27 protein-coding genes are annotated in these 22,252 nt (G+C 61.3%); 16 read left to right on the top strand and 11 right to left on the bottom strand.

Annotation, left to right across the window (positions count from 1 at the left end):
* Nucleotides 1-3: 3 nt before the first annotated feature.
* Nucleotides 4-852, bottom strand: a complete 849-nt coding sequence (locus LQK84_RS07815; RefSeq protein ID WP_230828129.1) for a TIGR01459 family HAD-type hydrolase — start codon at nucleotides 850-852, stop codon at nucleotides 4-6.
* A 156-nt stretch (nucleotides 853-1,008) separates the two neighbouring features.
* On the opposite strand from LQK84_RS07815, the gene LQK84_RS07810 reads away from it, so the two are divergent.
* The 4 genes from LQK84_RS07810 (at nucleotide 1,009) to LQK84_RS07795 (ending at nucleotide 4,425) form a co-directional block, all read left to right on the top strand.
* Nucleotides 1,009-1,161 carry a hypothetical protein gene (locus tag LQK84_RS07810; RefSeq protein ID WP_230828128.1) on the top strand — a complete coding sequence of 51 codons (153 nt, stop codon included), beginning with the start codon at nucleotides 1,009-1,011 and terminating at the stop codon, nucleotides 1,159-1,161.
* Nucleotides 1,162-1,345: 184 nt separating this feature from the next.
* Entirely contained in the window at nucleotides 1,346-1,642 is a 297-nt protein-coding gene (gene groES / locus LQK84_RS07805) for a co-chaperone GroES (protein ID WP_230828127.1), read from the top strand.
* Nucleotides 1,643-1,708: 66 nt separating this feature from the next.
* The gene (gene groL, locus LQK84_RS07800; protein ID WP_230828126.1) at nucleotides 1,709-3,349 is read left to right on the top strand and encodes a chaperonin GroEL; all 1,641 of its coding nucleotides are present in this window, start codon (nucleotides 1,709-1,711) and stop codon (nucleotides 3,347-3,349) included.
* 626 nt (nucleotides 3,350-3,975) lie between these two features.
* On the top strand, nucleotides 3,976-4,425 hold the full coding sequence (locus LQK84_RS07795; protein WP_442966916.1) for a hypothetical protein: 450 nt from the start codon (nucleotides 3,976-3,978) through the stop codon (nucleotides 4,423-4,425).
* A gap of 75 nt (nucleotides 4,426-4,500) precedes the next feature.
* Here LQK84_RS07795 and LQK84_RS07790 read toward each other — a convergent pair whose 3' ends face one another.
* A complete protein-coding gene (locus LQK84_RS07790) occupies nucleotides 4,501-5,208 on the bottom strand; it encodes a glutathione S-transferase C-terminal domain-containing protein (RefSeq protein ID WP_230828125.1) in 708 nt (235 codons plus the stop codon).
* Nucleotides 5,209-5,416: 208 nt separating this feature from the next.
* Between LQK84_RS07790 and LQK84_RS07785 the strand changes: the two genes are divergently transcribed.
* Entirely contained in the window at nucleotides 5,417-5,857 is a 441-nt protein-coding gene (locus LQK84_RS07785) for a DoxX family protein (protein ID WP_230828124.1), read from the top strand.
* Between the two features lie 76 nt (nucleotides 5,858-5,933).
* Here LQK84_RS07785 and hisG read toward each other — a convergent pair whose 3' ends face one another.
* The 3 genes from hisG to hisS form a co-directional block, all read right to left on the bottom strand.
* A complete protein-coding gene (gene hisG / locus LQK84_RS07780) occupies nucleotides 5,934-6,629 on the bottom strand; it encodes an ATP phosphoribosyltransferase (RefSeq protein ID WP_230828123.1) in 696 nt (231 codons plus the stop codon).
* Nucleotides 6,626-7,750, bottom strand: a complete 1,125-nt coding sequence (locus LQK84_RS07775; RefSeq protein WP_230828122.1) for an ATP phosphoribosyltransferase regulatory subunit — start codon at nucleotides 7,748-7,750, stop codon at nucleotides 6,626-6,628. Before LQK84_RS07775 ends, hisG begins: the two co-directional genes overlap by 4 nt.
* Before the next feature lie 226 nt (nucleotides 7,751-7,976).
* The gene (hisS, locus tag LQK84_RS07770) at nucleotides 7,977-9,596 is read right to left on the bottom strand and encodes a histidine--tRNA ligase (protein ID WP_230828121.1); all 1,620 of its coding nucleotides are present in this window, start codon (nucleotides 9,594-9,596) and stop codon (nucleotides 7,977-7,979) included.
* Nucleotides 9,597-9,731: 135 nt separating this feature from the next.
* Between hisS and relB the strand changes: the two genes are divergently transcribed.
* The 5 genes from relB to LQK84_RS07745 all read left to right on the top strand — a co-directional run bounded on the left by relB (nucleotide 9,732) and on the right by LQK84_RS07745 (nucleotide 12,431).
* Entirely contained in the window at nucleotides 9,732-9,965 is a 234-nt protein-coding gene (relB, locus tag LQK84_RS07765; RefSeq protein ID WP_230828120.1) for a type II toxin-antitoxin system RelB family antitoxin, read from the top strand.
* Entirely contained in the window at nucleotides 9,949-10,218 is a 270-nt protein-coding gene (locus LQK84_RS07760) for a type II toxin-antitoxin system RelE family toxin (RefSeq protein ID WP_230828119.1), read from the top strand. Before relB ends, LQK84_RS07760 begins: the two co-directional genes overlap by 17 nt.
* A 4-nt stretch (nucleotides 10,219-10,222) precedes the next feature.
* Nucleotides 10,223-10,903 (top strand): hypothetical protein, encoded by a 681-nt coding sequence (locus tag LQK84_RS07755; protein ID WP_230828118.1) that lies wholly within the window; start codon nucleotides 10,223-10,225, stop codon nucleotides 10,901-10,903.
* Between the two features lie 147 nt (nucleotides 10,904-11,050).
* On the top strand, nucleotides 11,051-11,755 hold the full coding sequence (locus LQK84_RS07750; protein WP_230828117.1) for an HAD family hydrolase: 705 nt from the start codon (nucleotides 11,051-11,053) through the stop codon (nucleotides 11,753-11,755).
* Between the two features lie 7 nt (nucleotides 11,756-11,762).
* A complete protein-coding gene (locus tag LQK84_RS07745) occupies nucleotides 11,763-12,431 on the top strand; it encodes a DNA-3-methyladenine glycosylase I (protein ID WP_230828116.1) in 669 nt (222 codons plus the stop codon).
* Nucleotides 12,432-12,442: 11 nt separating this feature from the next.
* Here LQK84_RS07745 and LQK84_RS07740 read toward each other — a convergent pair whose 3' ends face one another.
* Together LQK84_RS07740 and LQK84_RS07735 are read right to left on the bottom strand one after the other, a co-directional pair.
* Nucleotides 12,443-12,874 carry a hypothetical protein gene (locus tag LQK84_RS07740; RefSeq protein ID WP_230828115.1) on the bottom strand — a complete coding sequence of 144 codons (432 nt, stop codon included), beginning with the start codon at nucleotides 12,872-12,874 and terminating at the stop codon, nucleotides 12,443-12,445.
* Nucleotides 12,871-13,500, bottom strand: a complete 630-nt coding sequence (locus LQK84_RS07735) for a DNA-3-methyladenine glycosylase I (protein WP_230828114.1) — start codon at nucleotides 13,498-13,500, stop codon at nucleotides 12,871-12,873. Before LQK84_RS07735 ends, LQK84_RS07740 begins: the two co-directional genes overlap by 4 nt.
* Before the next feature lie 191 nt (nucleotides 13,501-13,691).
* Between LQK84_RS07735 and LQK84_RS07730 the strand changes: the two genes are divergently transcribed.
* The 4 genes from LQK84_RS07730 to LQK84_RS07715 all read left to right on the top strand — a co-directional run bounded on the left by LQK84_RS07730 (nucleotide 13,692) and on the right by LQK84_RS07715 (nucleotide 16,062).
* Complete coding sequence (locus LQK84_RS07730; RefSeq protein ID WP_442966915.1) at nucleotides 13,692-14,516, top strand: L,D-transpeptidase; 825 nt, start codon at nucleotides 13,692-13,694, stop codon at nucleotides 14,514-14,516.
* A 160-nt stretch (nucleotides 14,517-14,676) separates the two neighbouring features.
* Nucleotides 14,677-15,372, top strand: a complete 696-nt coding sequence (locus tag LQK84_RS07725) for a L,D-transpeptidase (RefSeq protein ID WP_230828113.1) — start codon at nucleotides 14,677-14,679, stop codon at nucleotides 15,370-15,372.
* Nucleotides 15,373-15,509: 137 nt separating this feature from the next.
* Nucleotides 15,510-15,755: a type II toxin-antitoxin system ParD family antitoxin gene (locus LQK84_RS07720; RefSeq protein WP_230828112.1), complete on the top strand. Its 246-nt coding sequence runs from the start codon at nucleotides 15,510-15,512 to the stop codon at nucleotides 15,753-15,755.
* Nucleotides 15,742-16,062: a type II toxin-antitoxin system RelE/ParE family toxin gene (locus tag LQK84_RS07715; protein ID WP_230828111.1), complete on the top strand. Its 321-nt coding sequence runs from the start codon at nucleotides 15,742-15,744 to the stop codon at nucleotides 16,060-16,062. Before LQK84_RS07720 ends, LQK84_RS07715 begins: the two co-directional genes overlap by 14 nt.
* Before the next feature lie 6 nt (nucleotides 16,063-16,068).
* On the opposite strand, the gene glcF is transcribed toward LQK84_RS07715, so the two are convergent.
* The 4 genes from glcF to LQK84_RS07695 are packed head-to-tail and all read right to left on the bottom strand — an operon-like array spanning nucleotide 16,069 to nucleotide 20,405.
* Nucleotides 16,069-17,343 (bottom strand): glycolate oxidase subunit GlcF, encoded by a 1,275-nt coding sequence (gene glcF / locus LQK84_RS07710; RefSeq protein WP_230828110.1) that lies wholly within the window; start codon nucleotides 17,341-17,343, stop codon nucleotides 16,069-16,071.
* A 22-nt stretch (nucleotides 17,344-17,365) separates the two neighbouring features.
* Nucleotides 17,366-17,737, bottom strand: a complete 372-nt coding sequence (locus tag LQK84_RS07705) for a DUF4870 family protein (protein WP_230828109.1) — start codon at nucleotides 17,735-17,737, stop codon at nucleotides 17,366-17,368.
* A 30-nt stretch (nucleotides 17,738-17,767) separates the two neighbouring features.
* Nucleotides 17,768-18,970, bottom strand: coding sequence for a glycolate oxidase subunit GlcE (gene glcE, locus LQK84_RS07700; protein WP_230828108.1), 1,203 nt, complete (start codon nucleotides 18,968-18,970; stop codon nucleotides 17,768-17,770).
* A 1-nt stretch (nucleotide 18,971) separates the two neighbouring features.
* Nucleotides 18,972-20,405, bottom strand: a complete 1,434-nt coding sequence (locus LQK84_RS07695; protein ID WP_230828107.1) for an FAD-linked oxidase C-terminal domain-containing protein — start codon at nucleotides 20,403-20,405, stop codon at nucleotides 18,972-18,974.
* Between the two features lie 127 nt (nucleotides 20,406-20,532).
* On the opposite strand from LQK84_RS07695, the gene LQK84_RS07690 reads away from it, so the two are divergent.
* Together LQK84_RS07690 and LQK84_RS07685 are read left to right on the top strand one after the other, a co-directional pair.
* Entirely contained in the window at nucleotides 20,533-21,429 is an 897-nt protein-coding gene (locus tag LQK84_RS07690) for a LysR family transcriptional regulator (RefSeq protein WP_230828106.1), read from the top strand.
* A gap of 106 nt (nucleotides 21,430-21,535) precedes the next feature.
* Nucleotides 21,536-22,219 carry a hypothetical protein gene (locus LQK84_RS07685; protein ID WP_230828105.1) on the top strand — a complete coding sequence of 228 codons (684 nt, stop codon included), beginning with the start codon at nucleotides 21,536-21,538 and terminating at the stop codon, nucleotides 22,217-22,219.
* Nucleotides 22,220-22,252: the final 33 nt, after the last annotated feature.

Raw genomic sequence — 22,252 nt, 5'->3', positions numbered from 1 at the left:
GCGTCAAGCCAGTCTCGGCATCCACCATGTCGGCGATACCTGTTCGCGTTCAAAATAGTCGTGCATGGCCTTCTCGTCGGTGCGGCCGGCGCGGCTGTATTCACCGGCGTGGATGCCGTCGCTGACATAGAGGAGATCGAAACCGGCAGACAGCGCACCGCGCACATCAGTCGGCATGCCGTCGCCTATGGCGAGCACGCGCGCCTTGTCGAAATCGCCGCGAAGCGCCTTTGCCTCGGCCAGAGCGGCCTCGTAGATCGGGCGATGCGGCTTGCCGGCGATGCGGGTCTCGCCGCCGAGCTCGGCATAGAGCGCGGCCATGGCGCCGGCACAGGGGATCAGCCGCTCGCCGCGCTCGACCACGAGGTCGGGGTTGGCGCAGATCAGCGGCACGTTGCGTTCGCGCCAGGCGGTCAGCATGTCGAGATAATCTTCCGGCGTTTCCGTCTCGTCGTCAAAGAAGCCGGTGCAGACGATGCTCTCGGCTTCATTTTCACCGACGCGCTCGACATCGAGACCGTCGAGAAGCGGCATGTCGCGGTCCGGTCCGAGAAGGAACACGCGGCGCGGACCTTCCGAAATCAGGCGGCGGGTCACGTCGCCGGAGGTGACGATGCTGTCATAGGCCGTGTCGATGACGCCGATCGTGCCGAGCTGCGTTTCGACGCCGGGACGGGGGCGCGGCGAATTGGTGACGAGGACGACCGTCGCGCCGGCATCGCGGGCGGCGCTCAGCGCTACGCCTGCGAGCGGAAACGGATCGATGCCGTTGTGCAGCACGCCCCAAACATCGCAAAGGATCACGTCATATCGGGCGGAAATGTCTGCAAGTCCGCCAATCCGTTCGGCCATTCGTCAAAACCTCAAATATTCTCACCCGGTCAAATCGCAAACCGGCGCACACTTGGCAAGGGCTATTGGTGCGCTGCGAAGGATCGGCGGGAACAATTCGGCGTGAGGCGCATTTATTATGCATCAACATCAACACCGCGCATGGGGACATTTGCCTTGCAGAACAGAAATAGCCTTCTTTACGTGATCGTTGGCGCGCTTGTCGTCGTCGTTGTGGGCATGGGTGCCTATATCTATAACGAGAAGCAGAAAGAGGACACCGTTCAGCTCAAGATCGGCGAACAGGGCCTCTCCATCGAGAAGAAGTAGGCCGGCGTCATCGTCGAAGGGTCTTAACCTTCATCAAAAATTCGCAGATTTTTCAGAAGGGCCGTCCTTGACTCAAGGGCGGCCCTTTCTTATCTCTCCCTCGCTAGCACTCGCCGAGTGCGAGTGCTAATAACATTCGGGCAGGCAGCAAACCTGCTCTGTCATTTGATCGAGGGATTCAAGAATGGCAAGCATCTCTTTCCGTCCGCTCCACGACCGCGTCGTTGTTCGTCGCGTCGAATCTGAAGAAAAGACCCGTGGCGGCATCATCATTCCGGACACCGCCAAGGAAAAGCCGGCTGAAGGCGAAATCGTCGCTGTCGGCTCCGGCGCCCGCAAGGACAACGGCGAAATCGTCGCTCTCGACGTCAAGGTCGGCGACCGCGTTCTGTTCGGCAAGTGGTCCGGCACTGAAGTCAAGGTGAACGGCGAAGACCTTCTCATCATGAAGGAAGCCGACATCATGGGCGTTATCGGCTGATCGCCACGCTCTCTTCACCCTTTCCACAAGTCATGAAATTGGGCGAAACGCCCGGGAGTTTTTCAAATGGCTGCTAAAGAAGTCAAATTCGGCCGCTCTGCTCGCGAGAAGATGCTGCGCGGCGTCGACATCCTCGCTGATGCCGTAAAGGTCACGCTCGGCCCGAAGGGTCGTAACGTTGTTATCGACAAGTCCTTCGGCGCTCCGCGCATCACCAAGGACGGTGTATCGGTCGCCAAGGAAATCGAACTCGAAGACAAGTTCGAAAACATGGGCGCCCAGATGGTCCGCGAAGTTGCTTCGAAGACCAACGACATCGCCGGCGACGGCACCACGACCGCAACCGTTCTTGCCCAGGCGATCGTTCGCGAAGGCCAGAAGGCTGTTGCTGCCGGCATGAACCCGATGGACCTGAAGCGCGGTATCGACCTCGCGGTTTCCGAAGTCGTGAAGGATCTCCAGGCCAAGGCCAAGAAGATCAACACGTCGGAAGAAGTTGCACAGGTCGGCACGATCTCTGCAAACGGCGACGTACAGGTTGGCCGCGACATCGCGGAAGCCATGCAGCGCGTTGGCAACGAAGGCGTCATCACGGTTGAAGAAGCCAAGACCGCCGAAACCGAACTCGAAGTCGTCGAAGGCATGCAGTTCGACCGCGGCTACCTGTCGCCTTACTTCGTGACCAACCCGGAAAAGATGGTTGCCGACCTCGAAGACGTCTTCATTCTCCTTCACGAGAAGAAGCTTTCGAACCTGCAGGCCATGCTCCCGGTTCTCGAAGCCGTCGTTCAGACCGGCAAGCCGCTCCTCATCATCGCTGAAGACGTCGAAGGCGAAGCACTTGCTACGCTCGTCGTCAACAAGCTGCGTGGCGGCCTCAAGATTGCTGCCGTCAAGGCTCCGGGCTTCGGCGACCGCCGCAAGGCCATGCTGGAAGACATCGCCATCCTGACGGGCGGCACTGTCATCTCCGAAGACCTCGGCATCAAGCTCGAAAACGTTACGCTCGACATGCTCGGCCGTTCCAAGAAGGTTTCGATCTCCAAGGAAAACACGACGATCGTCGACGGCGCTGGCGCCAAGGCTGAAATCGAAGGCCGCGTTGCCCAGATCAAGGCTCAGATCGAAGAAACCTCTTCGGACTACGACCGCGAAAAGCTTCAGGAACGCCTTGCCAAGCTCGCTGGCGGCGTTGCCGTCATCCGCGTTGGCGGTGCAACGGAAGTTGAAGTGAAGGAACGCAAGGACCGCATCGACGACGCGCTGAACGCAACGCGCGCTGCTGTCCAGGAAGGCATCGTCCCCGGCGGCGGTACTGCCCTGCTGCGTTCGTCCACGAAGATCACCGTCAAGGGTGCAAACGACGACCAGGAAGCTGGCATCAACATCGTTCGCCGCGCTCTTCAGTCGCTGGTTCGCCAGATCGCTGAAAACGCTGGTGATGAAGCTTCGATCGTTGTCGGCAAGATCCTCGACAAGGACAACGACAACTTCGGCTACAACGCCCAGACGTCCGAATATGGCGACATGATCGCCATGGGCATCGTCGACCCGGTCAAGGTTGTTCGCACGGCTCTCCAGAACGCGGCTTCGGTTGCTTCGCTCCTCATCACGACGGAAGCGATGATCGCCGAAATCCCGAAGAAGGACTCGGCTGGCGGCATGCCTGGCGGCATGGGCGGCATGGGCGGTATGGACATGATGTGATCGGCTGACAGGCCGGTCACGACAGGTCCATGAAGCCGCCCATCAACTGGGATGGTTCAGCGCGTCAAGCGCGCTGAACTGGCGGCATGGACATGATGTGATCGGCTAAAGCCAATCACCACAGGTCCATCCCCTCAAAGGGATTGACGAAAGGGCGGCCCTCGGGTCGCCCTTTCTGCATCATGCAGGCACCGAAAACCGCGACTACCTGAGCGCGCAAGAATCGCGCAGCGCGGCGCTGACGCCGAAAAACGGGAAGCATCCGTGGGTGACAGAAGGTCCAACGCGGCCTTCGGAGACGCAAAACTGCTACAGTTTTCTGACTTATATGCAAAACTACATTAAAAATGCCCCAGTTCGGGACAGAATTTCGCCGGCTTCCGCAACTTTAACTCTTTTGCCATCTTTGCTTGCTTCATTGGTTCCTAATTTGGAACAAATGGGGCGCTGGAAGTTGGAACGTAGGCGGTTCTGCTGACAGCATGTTTCAACTTGACGCGGGGGCGCGACCAACTGCCGCAACTGGAAACTCCATGAAATGCCCGGACATGTTCTAGCCCGAGTCCGGGTCACGGCAGATATGAGGTCTGCGCCCAGTCAATTCATTTAAGTCGGGAGAACTCCCATTGTTCAAGATCGCAAGGTCCACCTCCCCCCGCTCGCAAGGGGTCGGCAAGGATGACCTGCCTATGCTGTCGCAGTTCTGCGTCTCGGAAGCCTGGTCGGGCGATTTGTCGACCGGGCTGCTGAAGCTCGGCGAACGCGCGGTTTCCATGCATGGACTGGACAGTGGCGAATGCGGCCTGCTGAACCTCGTGCGTCGCTATGATCCGAATGACCGCGCCAAGCTGCTGGAGCTTTTCGAGCAGGCGACGACGCATTCCTCATCCTTCTGCTTCTCGACGATCATTCACAACCCGCTGAATGGCCGCCGGCAGCCGCTCTTCTGCATCGGTGAATCGACCGGGCTGGAGCGCAAGTATTCCGGCACGATCTACGGCGTCTTCCTGTTCCCGCACTTCACGCTGCAGCAGGACGCCGCCGTTGCCGCCAATCCCGGCTACACGCACCAATAAATCCCGCATCAAAACGACAGGGCCACGCGGCTTGTTTGCCGCGTGGCCCTGCATTCTATCGTCCGTTCGCCTTGATCAGGCCGAGCGGGCCGGGATGTTGAAGGCCTTGACCATGGCGGGGCGGGTGAGGCCGCGATCCATCCAGGCCTTGACGGCCGGGAAGTTGTCGATGCCCACCAGCTCGCCAGCCTCGTAGAAGCCCGTGAGCGCACGCAGCCACGGCAGGATGGCGATGTCGGCGATCGTGTATTCGCTGCCCATGATCCATTCGCGACCCGTCAGGCGCTTGTCGAGCACGGCGAGCAGGCGCTTGGCTTCACCGACATAGCGCTCGCGCGGACGCGGGTCTTCGATTTCCTTGCCGGCAAATTTCGTGAAGAAGCCGAGCTGGCCGAACATCGGGCCGACGCCGCCCATCTGGAAATGCAGCCAGCCGATCGTTTCCCATTTCAGCGTCGGATCGGCGGGCAGGAACTTGCCCGACTTCTCGGCGAGATATTCCAGGATCGCGCCGGATTCGAAGAGGCCGAGCGGCTTGCCGCCGGGGCCATGCGGATCGAGGATCGCCGGGATCTTGTTGTTGGGGTTGAGCGACAGGAATTCCGGCGTCATCTGGTCGTTCTTGCCGAAGTCGACCAGATGCGGCTCATAAGCCAACCCTGTCTCCTCAAGCATGGCCGAGACCTTGATGCCGTTGGGCGTCGGAAGCGAATAGAGCTGGATGGCATCGGGATTCGTGGCCGGCCAGCGCTTGGTGATCGGAAAATCGGCAAGGCTCGTCATGGGGTATCTCCTCGGGGTGTTATGGGAATTGAACTCGGCGGGTGCCGCAATGTGGAGCCATGAGCCCCAAAATTCAATCTCTCCTCACAAAAGTTTGATGGCCTTTTCGTTCTCAAATATTGAACAATCAGTGTATTATTTTTCACCTTTCTGACAACAATGAAAACTGTTACCTCATTGTCAACTTCAACCCCGAGGTATCGAAATCATGAACAATTACATCCTTCTAGTCGCCCGCATCCTGCTTTCCTTCATGTTCATCCTGTCCGGCTTCGGCAAGCTCGCCGACCCGGCTGGCACGGCTGGCATGATCACCGGCGCAGGCCTCCCGGCCGCCACTGCCCTCACCTATGTTGCTGGTCTGTTTGAACTGGTGACCGGTCTTCTCGTTCTCGTCGGCTACCAGACGCGCCTCGTCGGCTATGCGCTGGCCGCCTTCTGCGTCTTCACCGGCCTCGTCTTCCACACCGGCACGGTTGCCATTCCCGGCTGGCCGGATGCAGCGCTCGGCTGGATCAACACGCTGAACCAGATCATGGTCATGAAGAACCTGACGCTTGCCGGCGCCTATATCTTCCTCGCCACGTTCGGCCCCGGCGCGATCTCGCTCGACGCCCGCCGCGGCGCCACCTATGCCGTTACCGCCTGAGGCTGACCCTGTCTCACGCGAACAAGACCCGCCGGAGCGATCCGGCGGGTTTTTTCATGTCTGCAGAAAGGGGCGTTCAGAGAGCGGCGCGGACGGCGGAGATGATCTTCGCGACCGTCTCGTCGCCCTCATGCTCCGGCTTGCGGGCGCGCACGAGGCAGGCTTCCGACTTGAGGATCACGCCATCGGAGAGGATCTTGAGATGGTTGGCGCGCAGCGTCGAGCCGGTCGAGGTGATATCGACGATGATATCGGCCTGCCCTGCGGCCGGTGCGCCTTCGGTGGCGCCGAGGCTTTCGACAATCCGATAGAGCTGGATGCCGTGCGTGGCGGAGAAATGCTGCTGCGTCAGGCGCCAGTATTTGGTGGCGATCTCTAGCCGGCGACCATGGCGGGCGCGGAACTCCGCGGCGACATCGCCGAGATCGGCCATCGTGTCGACATCGAGCCAGATTTCCGGCACGGCGACGATGACGTCCGCGTGGCCGAAGCCGAGACGGGCGGCGAATTCGACGCGGGTGTCAACCTCGGCCCATTCCTCGCGCATCAGGTCTTCGCCGGTCACGCCGAAATCGACGAGGCCGCTGCCGACTTCGCGGGAGATTTCGGAGGCCGACAGGAAGGCGATCTCGACATCGTCCCAGCCTTCGACACGGCCGCGATAGGAGCGGTCATTGCCGACGCTGACAATGTTCATGCCGGCGCGGGCGAAGATGGCCGAAGCATCTTCCTTCATCCGGCCCTTGGAGGGCAGCGCGATGGTGACAGTCATGCTGCGTCTCCCTTCGTCGCCTCAATACGGTCCAGCCAGAGCGAGAAGCCCACTGCCGGGATGTGATCCGTCGCCCCCAGCAGCGTCAGCATGCGATCATAGCGACCGCCACCGGCGAGCACGGCCGGCTTGCCCGCTTCGGCAATCTCGAAGACGAGGCCGGTGTAATAGTCGAGCGGACGGCCGAAGGCGGCGCGATAGGTGATGACGGAAAGATCGACGCCGGCATTGGCGAGCGCCGCAGCGCGCGCATCGAAACGCGACAGCGCGCCATCAAGCTTCACGCCCGCCGCATCGGCAAAGCCGGCGAGCGCTGCGGCCGCATCGGCAAAGGGCAGATCGAGCGAGAGGAATTCCTCAAGCACATCCAGCGCCTTCAGATCGAGCCTCGTTGCGGCCAGCGCGCGCTTTTCGGCAAGGCGGTTGGCAATTTCGCGCGGCGTGCGGCTGGCATTGGTCAGATAGCCGGTCGCGTGCATTGTCTCTTCGATATGGGTTGCCAGCGCCTCAAGATTGCCGCTTGCCAGCATGGCTTCGATTTCCGGTGCCAGCGGCTGCGTGGATTGCGGCTCGGCGAGTTCCCCCAGCAGCATTTCCAGCTGCATGGCATTGCCAAAGGCATGGATCAGCCGCTTCTGCCAGCCGGTCGGCACGCCGAGCGCCTTGACGACGGCCTCGAACACGGCCTGATCGCCGAGCGTGGCCGTGAACGTGCGGCCGGGCAGCGCCAGCGTCAGGCTGGCAAAGGCATCCGAAATGGCGCGGGCATCGGCGCTGGCGACATCACGGTCACCGAGATCCTCGATGCCGGCCTGATAGAATTCATTCGCCCCTTCGCGGCGCTGGCGGAAAACCTGGCCGAGATAGGCATAGCGCTTCGGCGTGCCGGTGGCGTTTTCGATATGCTGGAGGCAGACCGGAATGGTGAATTCCGGGCGCAGGCACAGGCTCGCGCCGGATTCGCTTTCGGTGAGGAAGATGCGCCGGCGCAGGTCCTCGCCCGCCATGTCGAGAAAGGGTGCGGCCGGCTGGATCACCGGCGTGTCGATGCGGCTCGTGCCGCGCTTTTCGAAGAGCGCGATCAGGTCAGGCGCGAAGCTGGGGAGTTTGGCGACGGGCATCAGAGGATGCCTCCCTGTATGTCGAGGAGGCTTCGAAGACCCCCTCTGGCTGCCGCCATCTCCCCCACAAGGGGGGAGACGGATGGAGCAGCAGCCCTGCCCATATCTGCCCTTGACGGCTTGCTCATGTGCTCCCTTTGGGGAAACCGGCGGCCACCAAGGGTCGTCTCCCCCCTCGTGGGGGAGATGGCCGGCAGGCCAGAGGGGGTCTTTGCGATGCCCGACATCACTTGCCGCGCGCCCTGTCTTCCGCCTGCGCGGCAAGGATTTCCTTGACCTTGGCGACCAGTTCGGCTTCCGGCACGACGATCTGCGCCACGCGGGCTTCGCGCCATTCGGTATTGTCGGTGATCTCGCCGGAGAGGCGCTTGCCCTCGATCAGGTCCTTGATCTGGACTTCGCCATTGGCCCGCTCGTCACCGCCCTGGATGATGGCGACGGGGCAATTGCGGCGGTCAGCATATTTCAGCTGATTGCCGAATTTCTTCCAGTTGCCCTGATACATTTCGGCGCGGATGCCGGCATTGCGCAGGTCCTGGGCAAAGCGCTGGTAGCGGCCCATGGCTTCGGCATCGCCATCCATGACGGTGACGAGAACCGGCGCCAGAACCTCGTCCTGCCCCAGTTTGCCAAGGTTCTTCAGCGCCGTCATCAGGCGCGAAACGCCGATGGAGAAGCCCGTCGCCGGAACCGGCTGGCCCATGAAGCGGGACACGAGGCCATCATAACGCCCGCCGCCGCCGACAGAGCCGAAGACGACCTTCTCGCCCTTTTCGTTGGTGACGTCGAAGGTGAGTTCGGCTTCGTAGACGGGGCCGGTGTAGTATTCGAGGCCACGGACGACGGAGGGGTCGATCTTGATGCGGTTTGCCTGATAGCGGGCCGACCGGAAAAGCTTCTCCATCGTTTCTAGTTCATCCAAACCGGTGTTTAGCAGCTCGTTGCTCACTTTATCTTTCTCAAGCTGCGCGCGCACGATCCCAAGACTACTAGACCCCAAATCGTCAAACGCGCCAGCATCTTGAAGAACATCAAAGCCTACAGCTTCTTCAGCATTCGGAGACGAAATAGCTTCCACAACTCTATCGGCCGCGGCAGCTTCCATAAAGTTGAGAAGCGTATCTGTCTGCGACGCATTCAACCCGGCGCCCTTGGTAAAGTCCCCGCTCTCATCCTTGCGGCCTTCGCCGAGAAGGAGGCGGACGCCTTCCGGACCGAACTTGTCCAACTTGTCGACGGCACGCAGCACATTCAAGCGCTGGCCTGCCTTGTCGTCACCGCCAAGGCCGATGGCTTCCATGACGCCATCCAGCACCTTCCGGTTATTCACCCGGATCACATAATCCCCGCGCTTGATGCCGAGCGCTTCCAGCGTATCGGCCATCATCATGCACATTTCAGCATCCGCCTGGACGCCGGGCGCGCCGACGCTATCGGCGTCGAACTGCATGAACTGGCGGAAGCGGCCCGGGCCGGGCTTTTCGTTGCGGAAGACATAGCCGGCGCGATAGGTGCGGTAGGGAAGCTGGATGTCGTTGAAGTTTTCGGCGACATGGCGGGCGAGCGGTGCCGTCAGGTCGTAGCGCAGCGACATCCACTGCTCGTCATCGTCCTGCAGCGAGAAGACGCCTTCGTTGGGGCGGTCGCTATCCGGCAGGAACTTGCCGAGCGCATCGGTATATTCAAAGAGCGGCGTTTCGACCGGATCGAAGCCATAGCGCTCATAGACCTCGCGGATTTTCGCGGTCATTTCGTTGACGGCGCGGATGTCGGCGGCCTCGCGGTCGACAAAGCCGCGCGGCAGGCGGGCCTTCAGCTTTTGGGGCTTTTTCTTGTTGTCGCTCATGGTCTGGCTGCGCTTCTCTTCACTTTGAAATGTGGCCGGTGTCTTAGAGGATCGAGCGCCTTGCGGCAAGTCTTCGCAGGCTGGCGATGGAGGGCCCAAAGTGCTATTCTGCGGCCAGTTGAACGGAACACGTCCATGAACAAGCGCGTCACGATCGAAATCCCGGAAGAAATCCACGAGCTGGTGGCAGCGGAAGCCGCGCGCGGCGGCATGCAGCCGGATGCCTATGTGCTCGACCTCATCGTCCGGCGGCTCGAAGACCTCAACGATATTGCGCTCGCCGAAGCCGCTCTGGAGCGCATCCGGACCGGGGAGAGCCGAACCTATTCTCTGGCAGAAGTGAAAGCCGAACTTGGCCTGGACGATTGAGTTCACCGACAAAGCCCGCAAAGCACTCAAGAAGATCGCGACCAGCGAAGCGGGGAGAATCGTTTCCTACCTCGAAACGCGGGTCATGCGGCTGGAAAACCCCCGCCAACTCGGTGAGGCCATGCAAGGCAAGGAGTTTGGCCACCTCTGGCGATACCGCGTCGGCACCTATCGAGTTCTGTGCGAGATAAAGGACAACAAGCTGATCGTGCTGGTTGTCGACATCGACCATCGCCGACAAGTGTATCGCTAGGATCATGATCCTCGAAGCCCTCCATTTCACTGCAGCCCTTGCCACCTCCTCACGGCGCAAACCGGGGGAGATTGCGGGTTCCGTTGGCCTCTGGTCGCGGGCGCGGCGGTGCCGCAAGGCATGGGGGCCGCATGAGGAGAATTGTCAGGCATTTGTCGAGGAGAAGGTGGGGCAGCTTGTCGACCGCCGGAGCGTTGCCGTGCTCGGCTCGGGGCTGCTCCATGAAGTGCCGCTCGAATTCCTGGCGAAGTCCTTTCAGAAGGTCACGCTTTACGATCTCGTGCATCTGCCCTCCGCGCGGATGAAGGTGCGGCGGCTCGGGCGGGACAACGTTCGCCTTGTCGAGCGCGATCTTTCCGGCGGGCTGGGTTTCCTGATGGATGATGGCGCGCCGGATCTCGTGGTCTCGGCCTGCCTCCTCTCACAGATGGCGCTAAATGCACCGGAGCCGGCAGCGGTTGTGCGCGGTCATCTGGCCGATCTTCTTGGCGGGCCGTGGATGCCCTGCCTGATCACCGATACGGCGTATGAAATACGCAATCGCAAGGGCGAGGTTGTCGCAACCCGCGACCTTCTGGGCGGCGAGCCGCCGCCGCCTGCGTTTCGGGCGTGGGACTGGACCGTAGCGCCCTATGGCGAGGCCGCGCGGGAAACGGAAACGGTGCATCGGGTGATTGCCGTTTGAGGCCTGGGCGGGTAGGTTTTCCTTGGCCCTCACCCTGAGGCGCCGGAGCGAAGCGCAGGCCTCGACGGGTCTTGTGCCACGCGCTGATCCTTCGAGGCCGCCCTTGCGGGCGGCACCTCAGGATGAGGACGGAGCAAGGAGACGACAATGAGCCCGCGCGCGATCACCACGATCGGTTTCGATGCCGACGACACGCTCTGGCAGAACGAGCAGTTCTTCCGCTTCACCGAGGCGCAGTTCGGCGAGATGCTGGCGGACTATGCCGAGGCCGAGCATATTTCGAAGCATCTGCTGGAGGTCGAGAAGCGCAATCTCGGACAATATGGCTTCGGCATCAAGGGTTTCACCCTGTCGATGATCGAGACGGCGATCGAGATAACGGAAGGCAAGGTGCCGGCGGCGACCATCGAGAAGATCCTGAGCGTCGGGCGCGAAATGCTGTCGCATCCGGTCGAAACGCTGCCGCATGTGCTGGACACGCTGGAGGTGCTGGCGGGTGATTACCGGCTCGTGCTGATCACCAAGGGCGACCTCTTCGACCAGGAGCGGAAGCTCGCCCAATCGGGCCTTGGCGATTTCTTCGCGCAGGTCGAGATCGTCTCGGACAAGTCGGCGACCACCTATCGCCGCATCTTCCATCACGCAACCGGCGGACCGGAGCGCGCCGTCATGGTGGGCAATTCGCTGAAATCGGACGTCGTGCCGGCCATTGCGGCGGGAAGCTGGGGCGTCTATGTCCCGCATCCGCTGACATGGGCGTATGAGCATGTCGAGCCGCCGCGCGAGGCGCCGCGCTTCCGCGAAATCCCGGATCTGAGCCAGCTGATCCCGTTGATCGAAACATTCGACTGAGGTTTCCATGCATACATTCGATGAAATCTGGGCCATTGCGGCCGGGCGCAAGGGCGGCGATGCGGCGCTGGAAGCGCAGCTTTCGAAGCCCAAGTCGGCGGACGCGCTGAAAGCCACGCCGGACGATCGCTATCTTTCGCTGGCGACCAAATGCATCTTCCAGGCCGGGTTCAACTGGAAGGTCGTGGAGGCCATGTGGCCCGGTTTCGAGGCCGCCTTCGAGGGCTTCGATATCGGCCATTGCCTGATGCTGCATGACGAGGATTTCGGCCGGCTGGTTTCCGACACGCGGATCGCGCGGCATGGGCCGAAAATCCGCGCCGTGCAGGAAAATGCGCGGTTCTTTGCCGATCTTGCCGCAGAGCATGGCTCCGTCGGGGCGTTTCTGGCCGGGTGGCCGCCGGCTGACTATATGGGCCTGCTGGACGTGTTGAAGAAGCGTGGCACGCGACTTGGCGGCAATACAGGCCAATACTTCCTGCGCTTTGCCGGCGCCGACAGTTTCATCCTGTCGCAGAGCGTGACGAACCGGCTGATTGCCGAGGGGATTGTCGACAAGGCGCCGGGTTCAAGGAAGGAAAAGGAGGCCGTGCAGGCGGCGTTCAATACGTGGAAGGATCAGTCCGGCCGGTCGTTCAACGAGATCAGCCGCGTTCTCGGCATGAGCATCGACTGATCGCGTGGACGTCATTTCGTCCGCTTGATTTCCAGCACGAAATGCGAGCCGAGGCCCCGGCGCGGGGCCTGCTTGGCGAAGAAGGGGCGGATCAGCAGGTCCATATCCTTTTCGGCATCGGCAAAGATATGGGCCGGCAGGCGGCGGCTGTCGGAGGAATAGAGCGCGTCTTCGGGATTGGGATCGTTCAGGTCGAAGATCACCAGATAGGTGAAGCGGGAGGCCGAAGCCGTCATGTTGATGGTCATTTCAGCGCCCGCCGGCACTTTCAGGCGATAGGCCACCGCCTTGCCGCCGCGCGTCCAGCCGGCTTTCGTCAGATGCCCGTCATCGGGAAGCGTCAGGTTGACGAGCCTTTCGCCGCGATAAAGCTCCGGCTCCACTGCGGCGGCCGGCACGGCTGCCAACAGAAACGCGATGACTGCGGCAAGACCTGTCTTCATGGGCGCACGAATGCCTTTCGCAGGTTCTCGACGTCCGCACGGCAGCAGCAACCTTCGATATGGTCGTTGACCATGCCCATGGCCTGCATGAAGGCGTAAACGGTTGTCGGGCCGACAAAGGTCCAGCCGCGCTTCTTCAAATCCTTGGAAAGCTTGACCGAGGCGGGCGTCGTCGGGTTGGCGCGCAATGTGGCAAGGTCGAAAACGGCTGGCCGCTCCTCGGGCTTCGGCTCGAAGGACCAGAAATAGCGGGCAAGCGAGCCGAATTCATCGCGCAACGCGACGGCGCGGCGGGCATTGTTGATGGTCGAGACGATCTTGCCGCGATGGCGGATGATGCCGGCATCCTGCACCAGGCGTTCGATATCGTCTTCATCGAACAGTGCGACCTTCTCGAAGTCGAAGCCGGCGAAGGCGCTGCGGAAATTCTCGCGCTTGCGCAGGATGGTCAGCCAGGAGAGGCCGGACTGGAAACCTTCAAGGCAGATCTTCTCGAAAAGCCGGTGATCGCTGGTAACGGGGCGGCCCCATTCGGCGTCGTGATAGGCGAGATAATCCGGCAGGTTTCCGTGCCAGAAGCAGCGGCCCTGCCCGTCAGGACCCTCGATGATGCCTTCAATCGCCACGCGCACGCCCCTCAACTTGCGGATTCACTCTGGATTAACGGTCTTTTCTAACAGGGCGCTAACCCTGACGAGAGCTTTCCGGAATGGGAAGCATTTTCATGAATGCCCATTTACCATTCAAACGCGCATTTGCGGCACTCTCAAGCCCAACCGCCCTAGAGGCTAAATGGCATTTTGTAGCGAGTCCGTCCATGATGAAAAAGCTCCTCGTCCTTTCCTCGGTTGCCGCCGCCCTTGTCATCACCGCACAGGGCACATTTGCCGGCGAACGCTATCGCGTCGTCGCGCCGGTGACTGTTGACGACAACCTGACGAAGCCCTGGGTCAATCAGCTTGAAGGTGGCAAGCAGGCCAAGGGGCGCACGGTTCCGGTCGCGACGTCGCAGACCCGCATGGGCGGCGCTCCGATGGCGCCGCAGCCCGTCTATATCACCAGGCCGGCGCGCCAGCCGCTCTTCGGACCCTCCGTGATCAACGTCGCGCCCGACCAGCCGAGCGCCGGTTCGTCGACGGTCAATGTCAGCTACCAGAAGGCGCAGCGCCCGTCTGCCACCAAGCTCGACCCGATGTTCCTGCCGCAGGAAGTTGCCTATGACGGCAAGGAGAAGGCCGGCACGATCGTCATCGATACGAACAACCGCTTCCTCTATCTCGTGGGCGAAAACGGCAAGGCGCGTCGCTATGGCGTCGGCGTCGGCAAGCCGGGCTTCGAATGGGCCGGCAAGCACAAGGTGACCCGCAAGGCCGAATGGCCGGACTGGACGCCGCCGAAGGAAATGATCAAGCGCGAGGCTAAGAAGGGCCATATCCTGCCCGCACACATGGAAGGCGGCGAGGAAAATCCGCTCGGCGCACGCGCCATGTATCTCGGCTCCACCGAATATCGCATCCACGGCACCAACGCCCCCTGGACAATTGGCTATGCGGTGTCTTCGGGCTGTATCCGCATGCGAAATCAGGACGTCGTCGACCTCTACGGCCGCGTGAAGGTCGGAACGAACGTCATCGTCAAGTAAGAAGAAAATCCCATCGAGGTCGAAAGACCCAAAAAAATTGGGCCTCCGTTTTTCAACGGGGGCCTTTTTCACGCGTTTTTGACCGCTCTCAGGGTCGTTTGGGTCTTGCCAAGCGCAAAAACTGCGATAGCTTCGCTTTCACCGAAGAGGGGAATTCTACATGTCCAAGATCAAGTATCTGGTCGGCGCGCTTGTCGCTGCCGCCTTCGTCATTCCGGCGGCCTCCGCGAACGCCGAGTCCAAGCCGCGCAAACTGAAGCAGAGCGAAGACGTCGTTTATCTCAAGCAGATCAACCGCGAAGTTCTTGAGAAATTCAAGCGCCATGTCGTGCATCTGGCGACGAGCGAACGTCCCGGCACGATCATCGTCGATACGAACAACAAGTTCCTCTACTACATCCTCGATAGTTCCAGCGCTGTCCGCTACGGCATCGGCGTCGGCCGCGAAGGTTTCGGCTGGTCGGGCGTGGTCAAGGTCGCCCGCAAGGCGGAATGGCCGGAATGGATCCCGCCGAAGGAAATGATCGCCCGCGAGGCCAAGAAGGGCCACTACCTGCCGGCCCGCATGGATGGCGGCAAGGATAACCCGCTTGGCGCCCGCGCGCTCTATCTCTTCGGCAAGAAGGGCGATTCCGGCTATCGCATCCACGGCACCAACCAGCCCTGGTCGATTGGCCTCAACCTTTCCTCCGGCTGCATCCGCATGATGAACGAGGACGTGACCGACCTCTACAAGCGCGCACCGGTCGGCACCAAGGTCATCGTCATCGGCCCCGGCAACAAGCAGGGCAATGTCGTGCTTGAAGATCGCGGCACGGATATCCTGAAGACGCTGTTTACGGCGCTCGGCGGCTGAGCCGATACGGTTCATTTTTAGTTGTTTCGACCCCGCACGAGTTCTGCTCGTGCGGGGTTTTGTTTTGAGGCCAGTGTCGAACCTCTTTGCAATGACAAAGTTTGTCATTATCCTTTCACTGAAAAAGGGAGAGTCCGATGGCGACCATGAATGTTTCATTGCCTGACCCGATGAAGGTCTGGGTGGAATCACAAACGGATAACGGGCGCTACAGCAACGCAAGCGACTATGTCCGCGACCTGATCCGAAAAGACCAGGAACGGCAAGCGGCGATTAGCATCCTGCAAAATGCGATCGATGAGGGACTGGCCAGCGGCAAACCGCAGCCTTTTGATCCGGCAACTTTCAAGCAACGCATGCGCGAACAGCATGCCAAGCGGTAGACCAAAACAGTATGTGCTGACGCCGAGGGCGAGCGACGACTTTGAGGCCATCTGGCTGTACACGGCCGAAACGTGGTCGGTCGAGCAGGCAGACGCGTATACCGATGATCTGACGCGTATTTTCGATCTGCTGGTGAAGATCCCAGAAATGGCGCGTGAATATCGCGAATTTTCACCACATGTCCGCATTCATACGCATCGAAGTCATGTCATCGTCTATCTGGTCGAAGGCGACAATGTACTGATCGTCCGCATTCTTGGCGGACAGCAGGACTGGCGAACAATCCTTAACTCCATCGATCCGTAACCCTGATCACCCATAAGCCTCCGCCAGCAATTCCACCGTATGGCGGATCGGGATGCGGGTGGCCGTGCCGATCTGCGTCATGCAGCCGATATTGCCGGTGGCGATGAGGTCGGGTTTCGTCGCTTCGATATTCTTGACCTTGCGGGCCTTCAGCTCCGCCGAAATCTCCGGCTGGAGCATGTTGTAGGTGCCGGCGGAGCCGCAGCAGAGATGGCCTTCGGCCGGCTCCTTCACCTTGTAGCCGGCCTTCTGCAGCAGCAGTTTCGGCAGCGTCGTGATCTTCTGGCCATGCTGCATGGAACAGGCAGAATGATAGGCGACCGTGCGGCCGTTGGCGGGCAATTGCGGCAGGTCGAGGGTCGAGAGATATTCGGTGATATCCCTGGTGAGCGATGCAACGCGCGCGGCCTTTGCCGCATAGGCCGGATCGCGGGCGAGCATGTGTCCGTAATCCTTGACCGTCGTGCCGCAGCCGGACGCTGTGATGATGATGGCATCGAGCCCGCCCTTCTCGATCTCGCGGGTCCAGACATCGACATTGTTGCGCACGGAGACGAGCGCCTGTTCCTCGCGGCCCATGTGATGGGTCAGCGAACCGCAGCAGCTTTCGCCGTCTGAAATGACGACTTCAACGCCGAGACCATTCAGCAGCCTGATCGTCGCCTCGTTGATTTCCGGCTTCAGCGCCGGCTGGGCGCAGCCGGACAGCATGGCGACACGACCGCGCCTCTCGCCCTTGGGGGCGAAACGACCGGCTTCGGCAAAGCTGCTTTTCGGCGGGACATGCGACGGCGCGAGATCCAGCATATGGCCAAAGGCACGGGTGAGCGGCAGTTTCTTGAGGAGACCGGCAAAGGGCTGGCCGAACTTCGCCGCCTTCAGCGCCAGCCGGAAGCGACCGGGATAGGGCAGGACGAAGGCCAGCACGCCACGCGCCAGACGGTCGGCCAGCGGCCGGTCATAGGTCTTTTCGACATGTTCGCGGGCGAGGTCGATCAGGTGCATGTAATCGACGCCCGATGGACAGGTCGAGGTGCAGGAGAGACAGGACAGACAGCGGTCGACATGCAGCGCCGTCTCGGCATCGGCGTCGCGGCCGTTCTCGAACATGTCCTTGATCAGGTAGATGCGCCCGCGCGGGCTGTCTAGCTCGTTGCCGAGCGTGACATAGGTCGGACAGGTGGCCGTGCAGAGCCCGCAATGCACGCATTTGCGCACGATGCTTTCCGCCTCGGCGGTCTTCGGGTCGGCAAGCTGGGCGAGCGAGAAATTGGTCTGCACGGTCTTCCGGTTCCTTGCTTTGCTAGATCAGCCAGCTTTGCGGGTTCTCGATGGCTTCGCCGCGGCTGACCTTCTGCAGGCCGATGACGCAGCGGACGATCGACCAGATGGCGGTGGCGAAGAAACCGATCACGCCGATGACAAGGAAGGTCAGCACCACCGAGATCAGGCTGTAGAGCACGCCGATCCAGAAGGTACGGATGGCATAGGTGTAGTGGCTGTCATAAATGCCGGCGATCTTGCCACGGTTGATATAGGCGAAGATCAGGCCCACCAGCGGCGTGATGCCGACCACGAAGCCGGCGAGATAGAGCACATAGACCAGCTGCACATTGCCCTTGCCGGGCTCGAGAAAGCCGGAGGCATCCGGCGTGTTGTCTTGCATGTCAGACATTGCGTGTCCCCTTTGAGATTGCGAGCGGCATCACCCCATCCGCCCCGGATTGAAAATACCCTTCGGATCGAGCTTGGCCTTCACGACTGCCGAAAGCGCGGCAACGCCCTTCTCCTGCGGCTCGAAGGTGGCGATAGCGGCGCGGACCTCGTCTCTGGCGCGGATCAGTGTCGCATGGCCGCCGCCGAGGCGTTTGAGATAGGTGCGGATCGTTTCGGCTTCCGCATCGCCCTCCATCTGCATCCAGACGAGGCCGCCCTGCCAGTCGAAGAAGGCGTTGACGCCGGTTTCCAGCCTGAGCGCCGCCAGCAATTGATGGCCTGTGGAAGGGGCGCAGGAGATGCGCCAGAGCGGCTTGCGTGACCCATCTTCGGAAAAGGGCGTCACGTCGCGGATTTCGCGCCAGATCTGCTGGCTGTCGCCCTGGTCGATCTGGCTCACCGCACCGTAGCGCTGCATGAAGGGCTGCAAGCGTTTCGCACGATCAGTCACGGACGCCTCGAGGCCTTCGAGGCGCAGAAGCGTCGCCGGGCCATCAGGCAGGCCGTTCTGGCCGAAGAGCCAGCGCACGCTTTCGGGCAGATGGGCAGCGCCTGAGACTTCGCAGGACGTGGCAAGAGCTGCCGACATGGCGATGGCCGCTTCCGCATCATTGAGGCCAGAGACGACAACGGTTGCTTCGGCGCGCGGCACCGGCAGGACCTTGAAGGTGACTTCGGTGACGAAACCCAGCGTGCCGTAGGAGCCGGCAATCAACTTGACGAGATCGAGGCCGGTGACGTTCTTCATCACCCGCCCGCCCGACTTGATGGCCTCGCCCATTCCGTTGACGAAGCGGATGCCGAGCAGGCTGTCGCGCGCGGCACCAGAGACAAAGCGGCGGGGGCCGGATGTGTTGGTGGCGAAAATGCCGCCGATGGTCGGCACGCCTTCCGTGCCCATCATCATGCGGTGGTCGGCGGGCTCGAAGGCCATCATCTGGCCATTGTCGGCCAGTTCCGCCTCGATTTCGGCGACGGGGGTTCCGGCAAGCGCCGTCAGCGTCATTTCGGACGGGTTATAGGCGGTGATGCCGCGCAGCCGTTTTGAGGTGAACGTGGCGCCCTCGACCTTCCGGCCGAAGCCGGCGCGCGTGTTGCCGCCGGAAATGGCAAGCGCCCTGCCCTCGCGTGCGGCATCCGCAATCATCGCTGCAGCATCGGCCTCGCTCTCGGGCTCAAAGATAACCGCCATGTCAGGAGCGCCCTTCCAGCGGGAAGACCTTGGAGGGGTTCATGATCCAGTCCGGATCGAAGGCGGCGCGCACGGCCATCTGCTGGTCGAGATCGGGCTTGGAGAATTGATGGGGCATCAGGTCGCGTTTCTCGATGCCGACGCCATGTTCGCCGGTGAGACAGCCGCCGGCATCGACGCAGAGTTTCAGGATATCGTTGCCGGCCTCTTCGGCGCGGCGCGCCTCGTCGGGGTCGTTGATATTGTAGAGGATCAGCGGATGCATGTTGCCGTCGCCCGCGTGGAAGACATTGGCGACGCGCAAGCCGTGACGTGCAACGATCTCGGCCGTGCCGCGCAGAACATTGGTGAGCTGCGAGAGCGGCACGGTGCCGTCCATGCAGATATAATCGGCGATGCGGCCCGTGGCGCCAAAGGCGGATTTGCGGCCCTTCCAGATGAGCGCCGCCTCGGTCGCCGACTGGCATTCCTTGACTGTCTTCACACCATGGCGGCGGGCGATCTCGATAATCGCCTTCAGCATGGCATCCATCTCGGCCTCGGAGCCTTCGACCTCGACGATCAGCAGTGCCTCGACATCGAGCGGATAGCCGGCATGGGCAAAGGCCTCGCAGATTTCGATCGCCGGCTTGTCCATGAATTCAATTGCCACCGGGATCAGGCCGGCGGCGATGACATCGGTCACGCAGGCGCTCGCTCCTTCCGACGTTTCGAAGCCGAAGAGGACCGGGCGCTGGCCTTCCGGCTTGGCGATCAGCCGCACGGTCGCCTCCGTCACGATGCCAAGCTGGCCTTCGGAGCCGCAGACGAGGCCGAGAAGATCGTAGCCGCTGGCATCCAGTGCCTTGCCGCCCAGTTCGATCACCGTGCCGTCGAAGAGAACCATCTTCACGCCGAGCAGATTGTTGGTCGTCACGCCATATTTCAGGCAATGCGCGCCACCCGAATTCATGGCGATATTGCCGCCAATGGTGCAGGCAAGCTGGGAACTGGGGTCGGGCGCATAGAAGAAGCCATCGGCAGACACGGCTTCCGATATCGCCAGATTGGTGACGCCGGCCTGCACGCGGGCGCAGCGGTTGGAATAGTCGACCTCGAGAATGCGGTTCATGCGGGTGAGCGCGATGACGACGGCATCTTCCTGCGGGATCGCGCCGCCGGAAAGCGACGTGCCTGCGCCACGCGGCACGACCGGCACCTTGTATTTCGCGCAATATTTGAGGATCGCCGCCACCTCTTCAGTGCTCCGCGGCAGGGCGACGGCCAGCGGCATGCGGCGATAGGCGATGAAGCCATCCGTCTCGAAGGGCTTCAGCTCGCGGTCGGACGAAATCACCGTTCCGGCGGGCAGGAAATCGGCAAGATCGGCGACAATCTGCGCGCGGCGCGACAGGATTGCCGGATCCGGCACTTTCAGGGCAATCGCTCCGCTCATCCTGTCCTCCCATTGCAAGCTTCGACTATGAATCTAGCCGTTCCGCCAGTGCTTGCGCAAGCACGGCGAAATGCTAATAACTTTTTCCCCACGGGAGATAATCGACACGATTTTCAACGGAGGAGTTATGACGCGGCTGGAGGATCTGGAAATCTTCGCCCATGTGGCGCGAACCTCAAGCATGTCGGAGGCCGGGCGCGAACTCGGGTTTTCGCCGGCAGTCGTCTCCAAGCGGATCAAGCATCTGGAGGAGCGGCTGGGGACACGGCTTTTCCAGCGCACGACGCGGCAATTGTCGCTGACGGAAGCCGGCCAAGGCTTTTTCATCCGCATCGAGGCGATCCTGGCCGGCATTGAGGATGCAGAGGCCTTCATGGCCGGGCGCACGGAAGAGGCGCGCGGCACGCTGAAGATTTCGGCCCCTACCTCCTTCGGGCGCATGCATGTCGCGCCGCATCTCAAACCCTTCATGCAGGCCAATCCGGGTATCACGATCAATCTGACGCTGTCGGATGAATTCATCGATCTGGTCGCCGGTGGCTATGACCTTGCGATCCGCATTGGCGAGTTGACCGATTCGAGCCTCGTGGCGCGGCGGCTTGCCCCGGTGCGGCGGCTGCTTTGCGCCAGCCCCGATTATGTTTCCACACATGGCATGCCGCAAACGCTGGCCGATCTTGAGACCCATATCTGCCTGCCACCGCATAACAATGACACATGGCGGCTCGAGGGGCCGGACGGGCCGGTGATCTATCGGCCACAGGGGCCGCTGGTGACCAACTCCTCCGAAGTCATCCGCGAGGCGGTGATTGCCGGGCTCGGCATTGCGCTGCGCTCCACCTGGGATGTCGGGCCGGAATTGAAGGCAGGCAAGCTCGTGCCGGTCCTGCCCTTCCTGGAAGCACCGAAGAATGTTGCGCTTTCGGCGGTCTATCCGAGCCGCGAGTTCCTGCCGGCCAAGGTGCGGCTGTTCATCGATTATCTCACCGGGCTTTACGGGCCGAGGCCCTATTGGGAGGGGTAGGCTGTCGGCTCACGGGACGCAGACAGCATCCAGTGTTGTAATTTTACATATTGCTATCCATATATCTATTGTTGCTAATTCAAACTTTACGACATTGGAGGACATGATGAGACGAGGGTTGGTCATTCTTGCGGCTGCCGGGCTCCTTTGGAGCGGAACAGCGATCGCCGGGACATTTTCGAATTTCGAAACGCAATTGCGGAATGCCTACGGCGACTACCGGGTGGCGCTTTTTGCGACCAATTCCGGCGACGCATCCAAGGCGGCAGCAGCGCTTGCAAAGTTTGACGCGGAATGGGCTCAGCTTGCCGGGCAACCGGCTCCGCCGCAATACGAAGACGACAGCCGGTTTGCCGAGACAATGAGGGTTGTCGGCGACTTGTCGCGCAAGGCAAGCGACGAAGTTGGCGCCGGGGCATTGCCGAAGGCACACGAGACGCTGGAAAAGGTCCGCGACGAGATCGGTGAGATGCACCTGAGGGCCGGCCTGTATACGGTTTCGGACCGAATGAATGCCTATCACCGGCAGATGGAAAGAGTGATCGGAAACAAGGCTATCGATGCGCGCGGGGCCGGCGAAGGCGCAGCAGTGCTTTCCTTCCTGATCGATGACATCATCGCACACCCGCCCGTGCCTGCAGATCCCGCCTTCCAGGCACTTGCAGCCGACGCGAGAGCAAGCGTCGACAAGCTCAAAAGTGCTGCCCAGGCGGGTGACATGGCCGCCATTTCGGCGGCGATCACCGGGCTGAAACCGGCTTACTCGAAGCTCTTCCTCAAGTTCGGCTAATAATTGGACAATAATATTGACCACTTGTGTCAA

The sequence above is a fragment of the Rhizobium sp. C4 genome, from assembly GCF_021026315.1.
GTDB lineage: Bacteria > Pseudomonadota > Alphaproteobacteria > Rhizobiales > Rhizobiaceae > Ensifer_A.
Note: the sequence above shows the minus strand (reverse complement) of the source record. Positions and strands in the feature narration are given on the sequence as shown.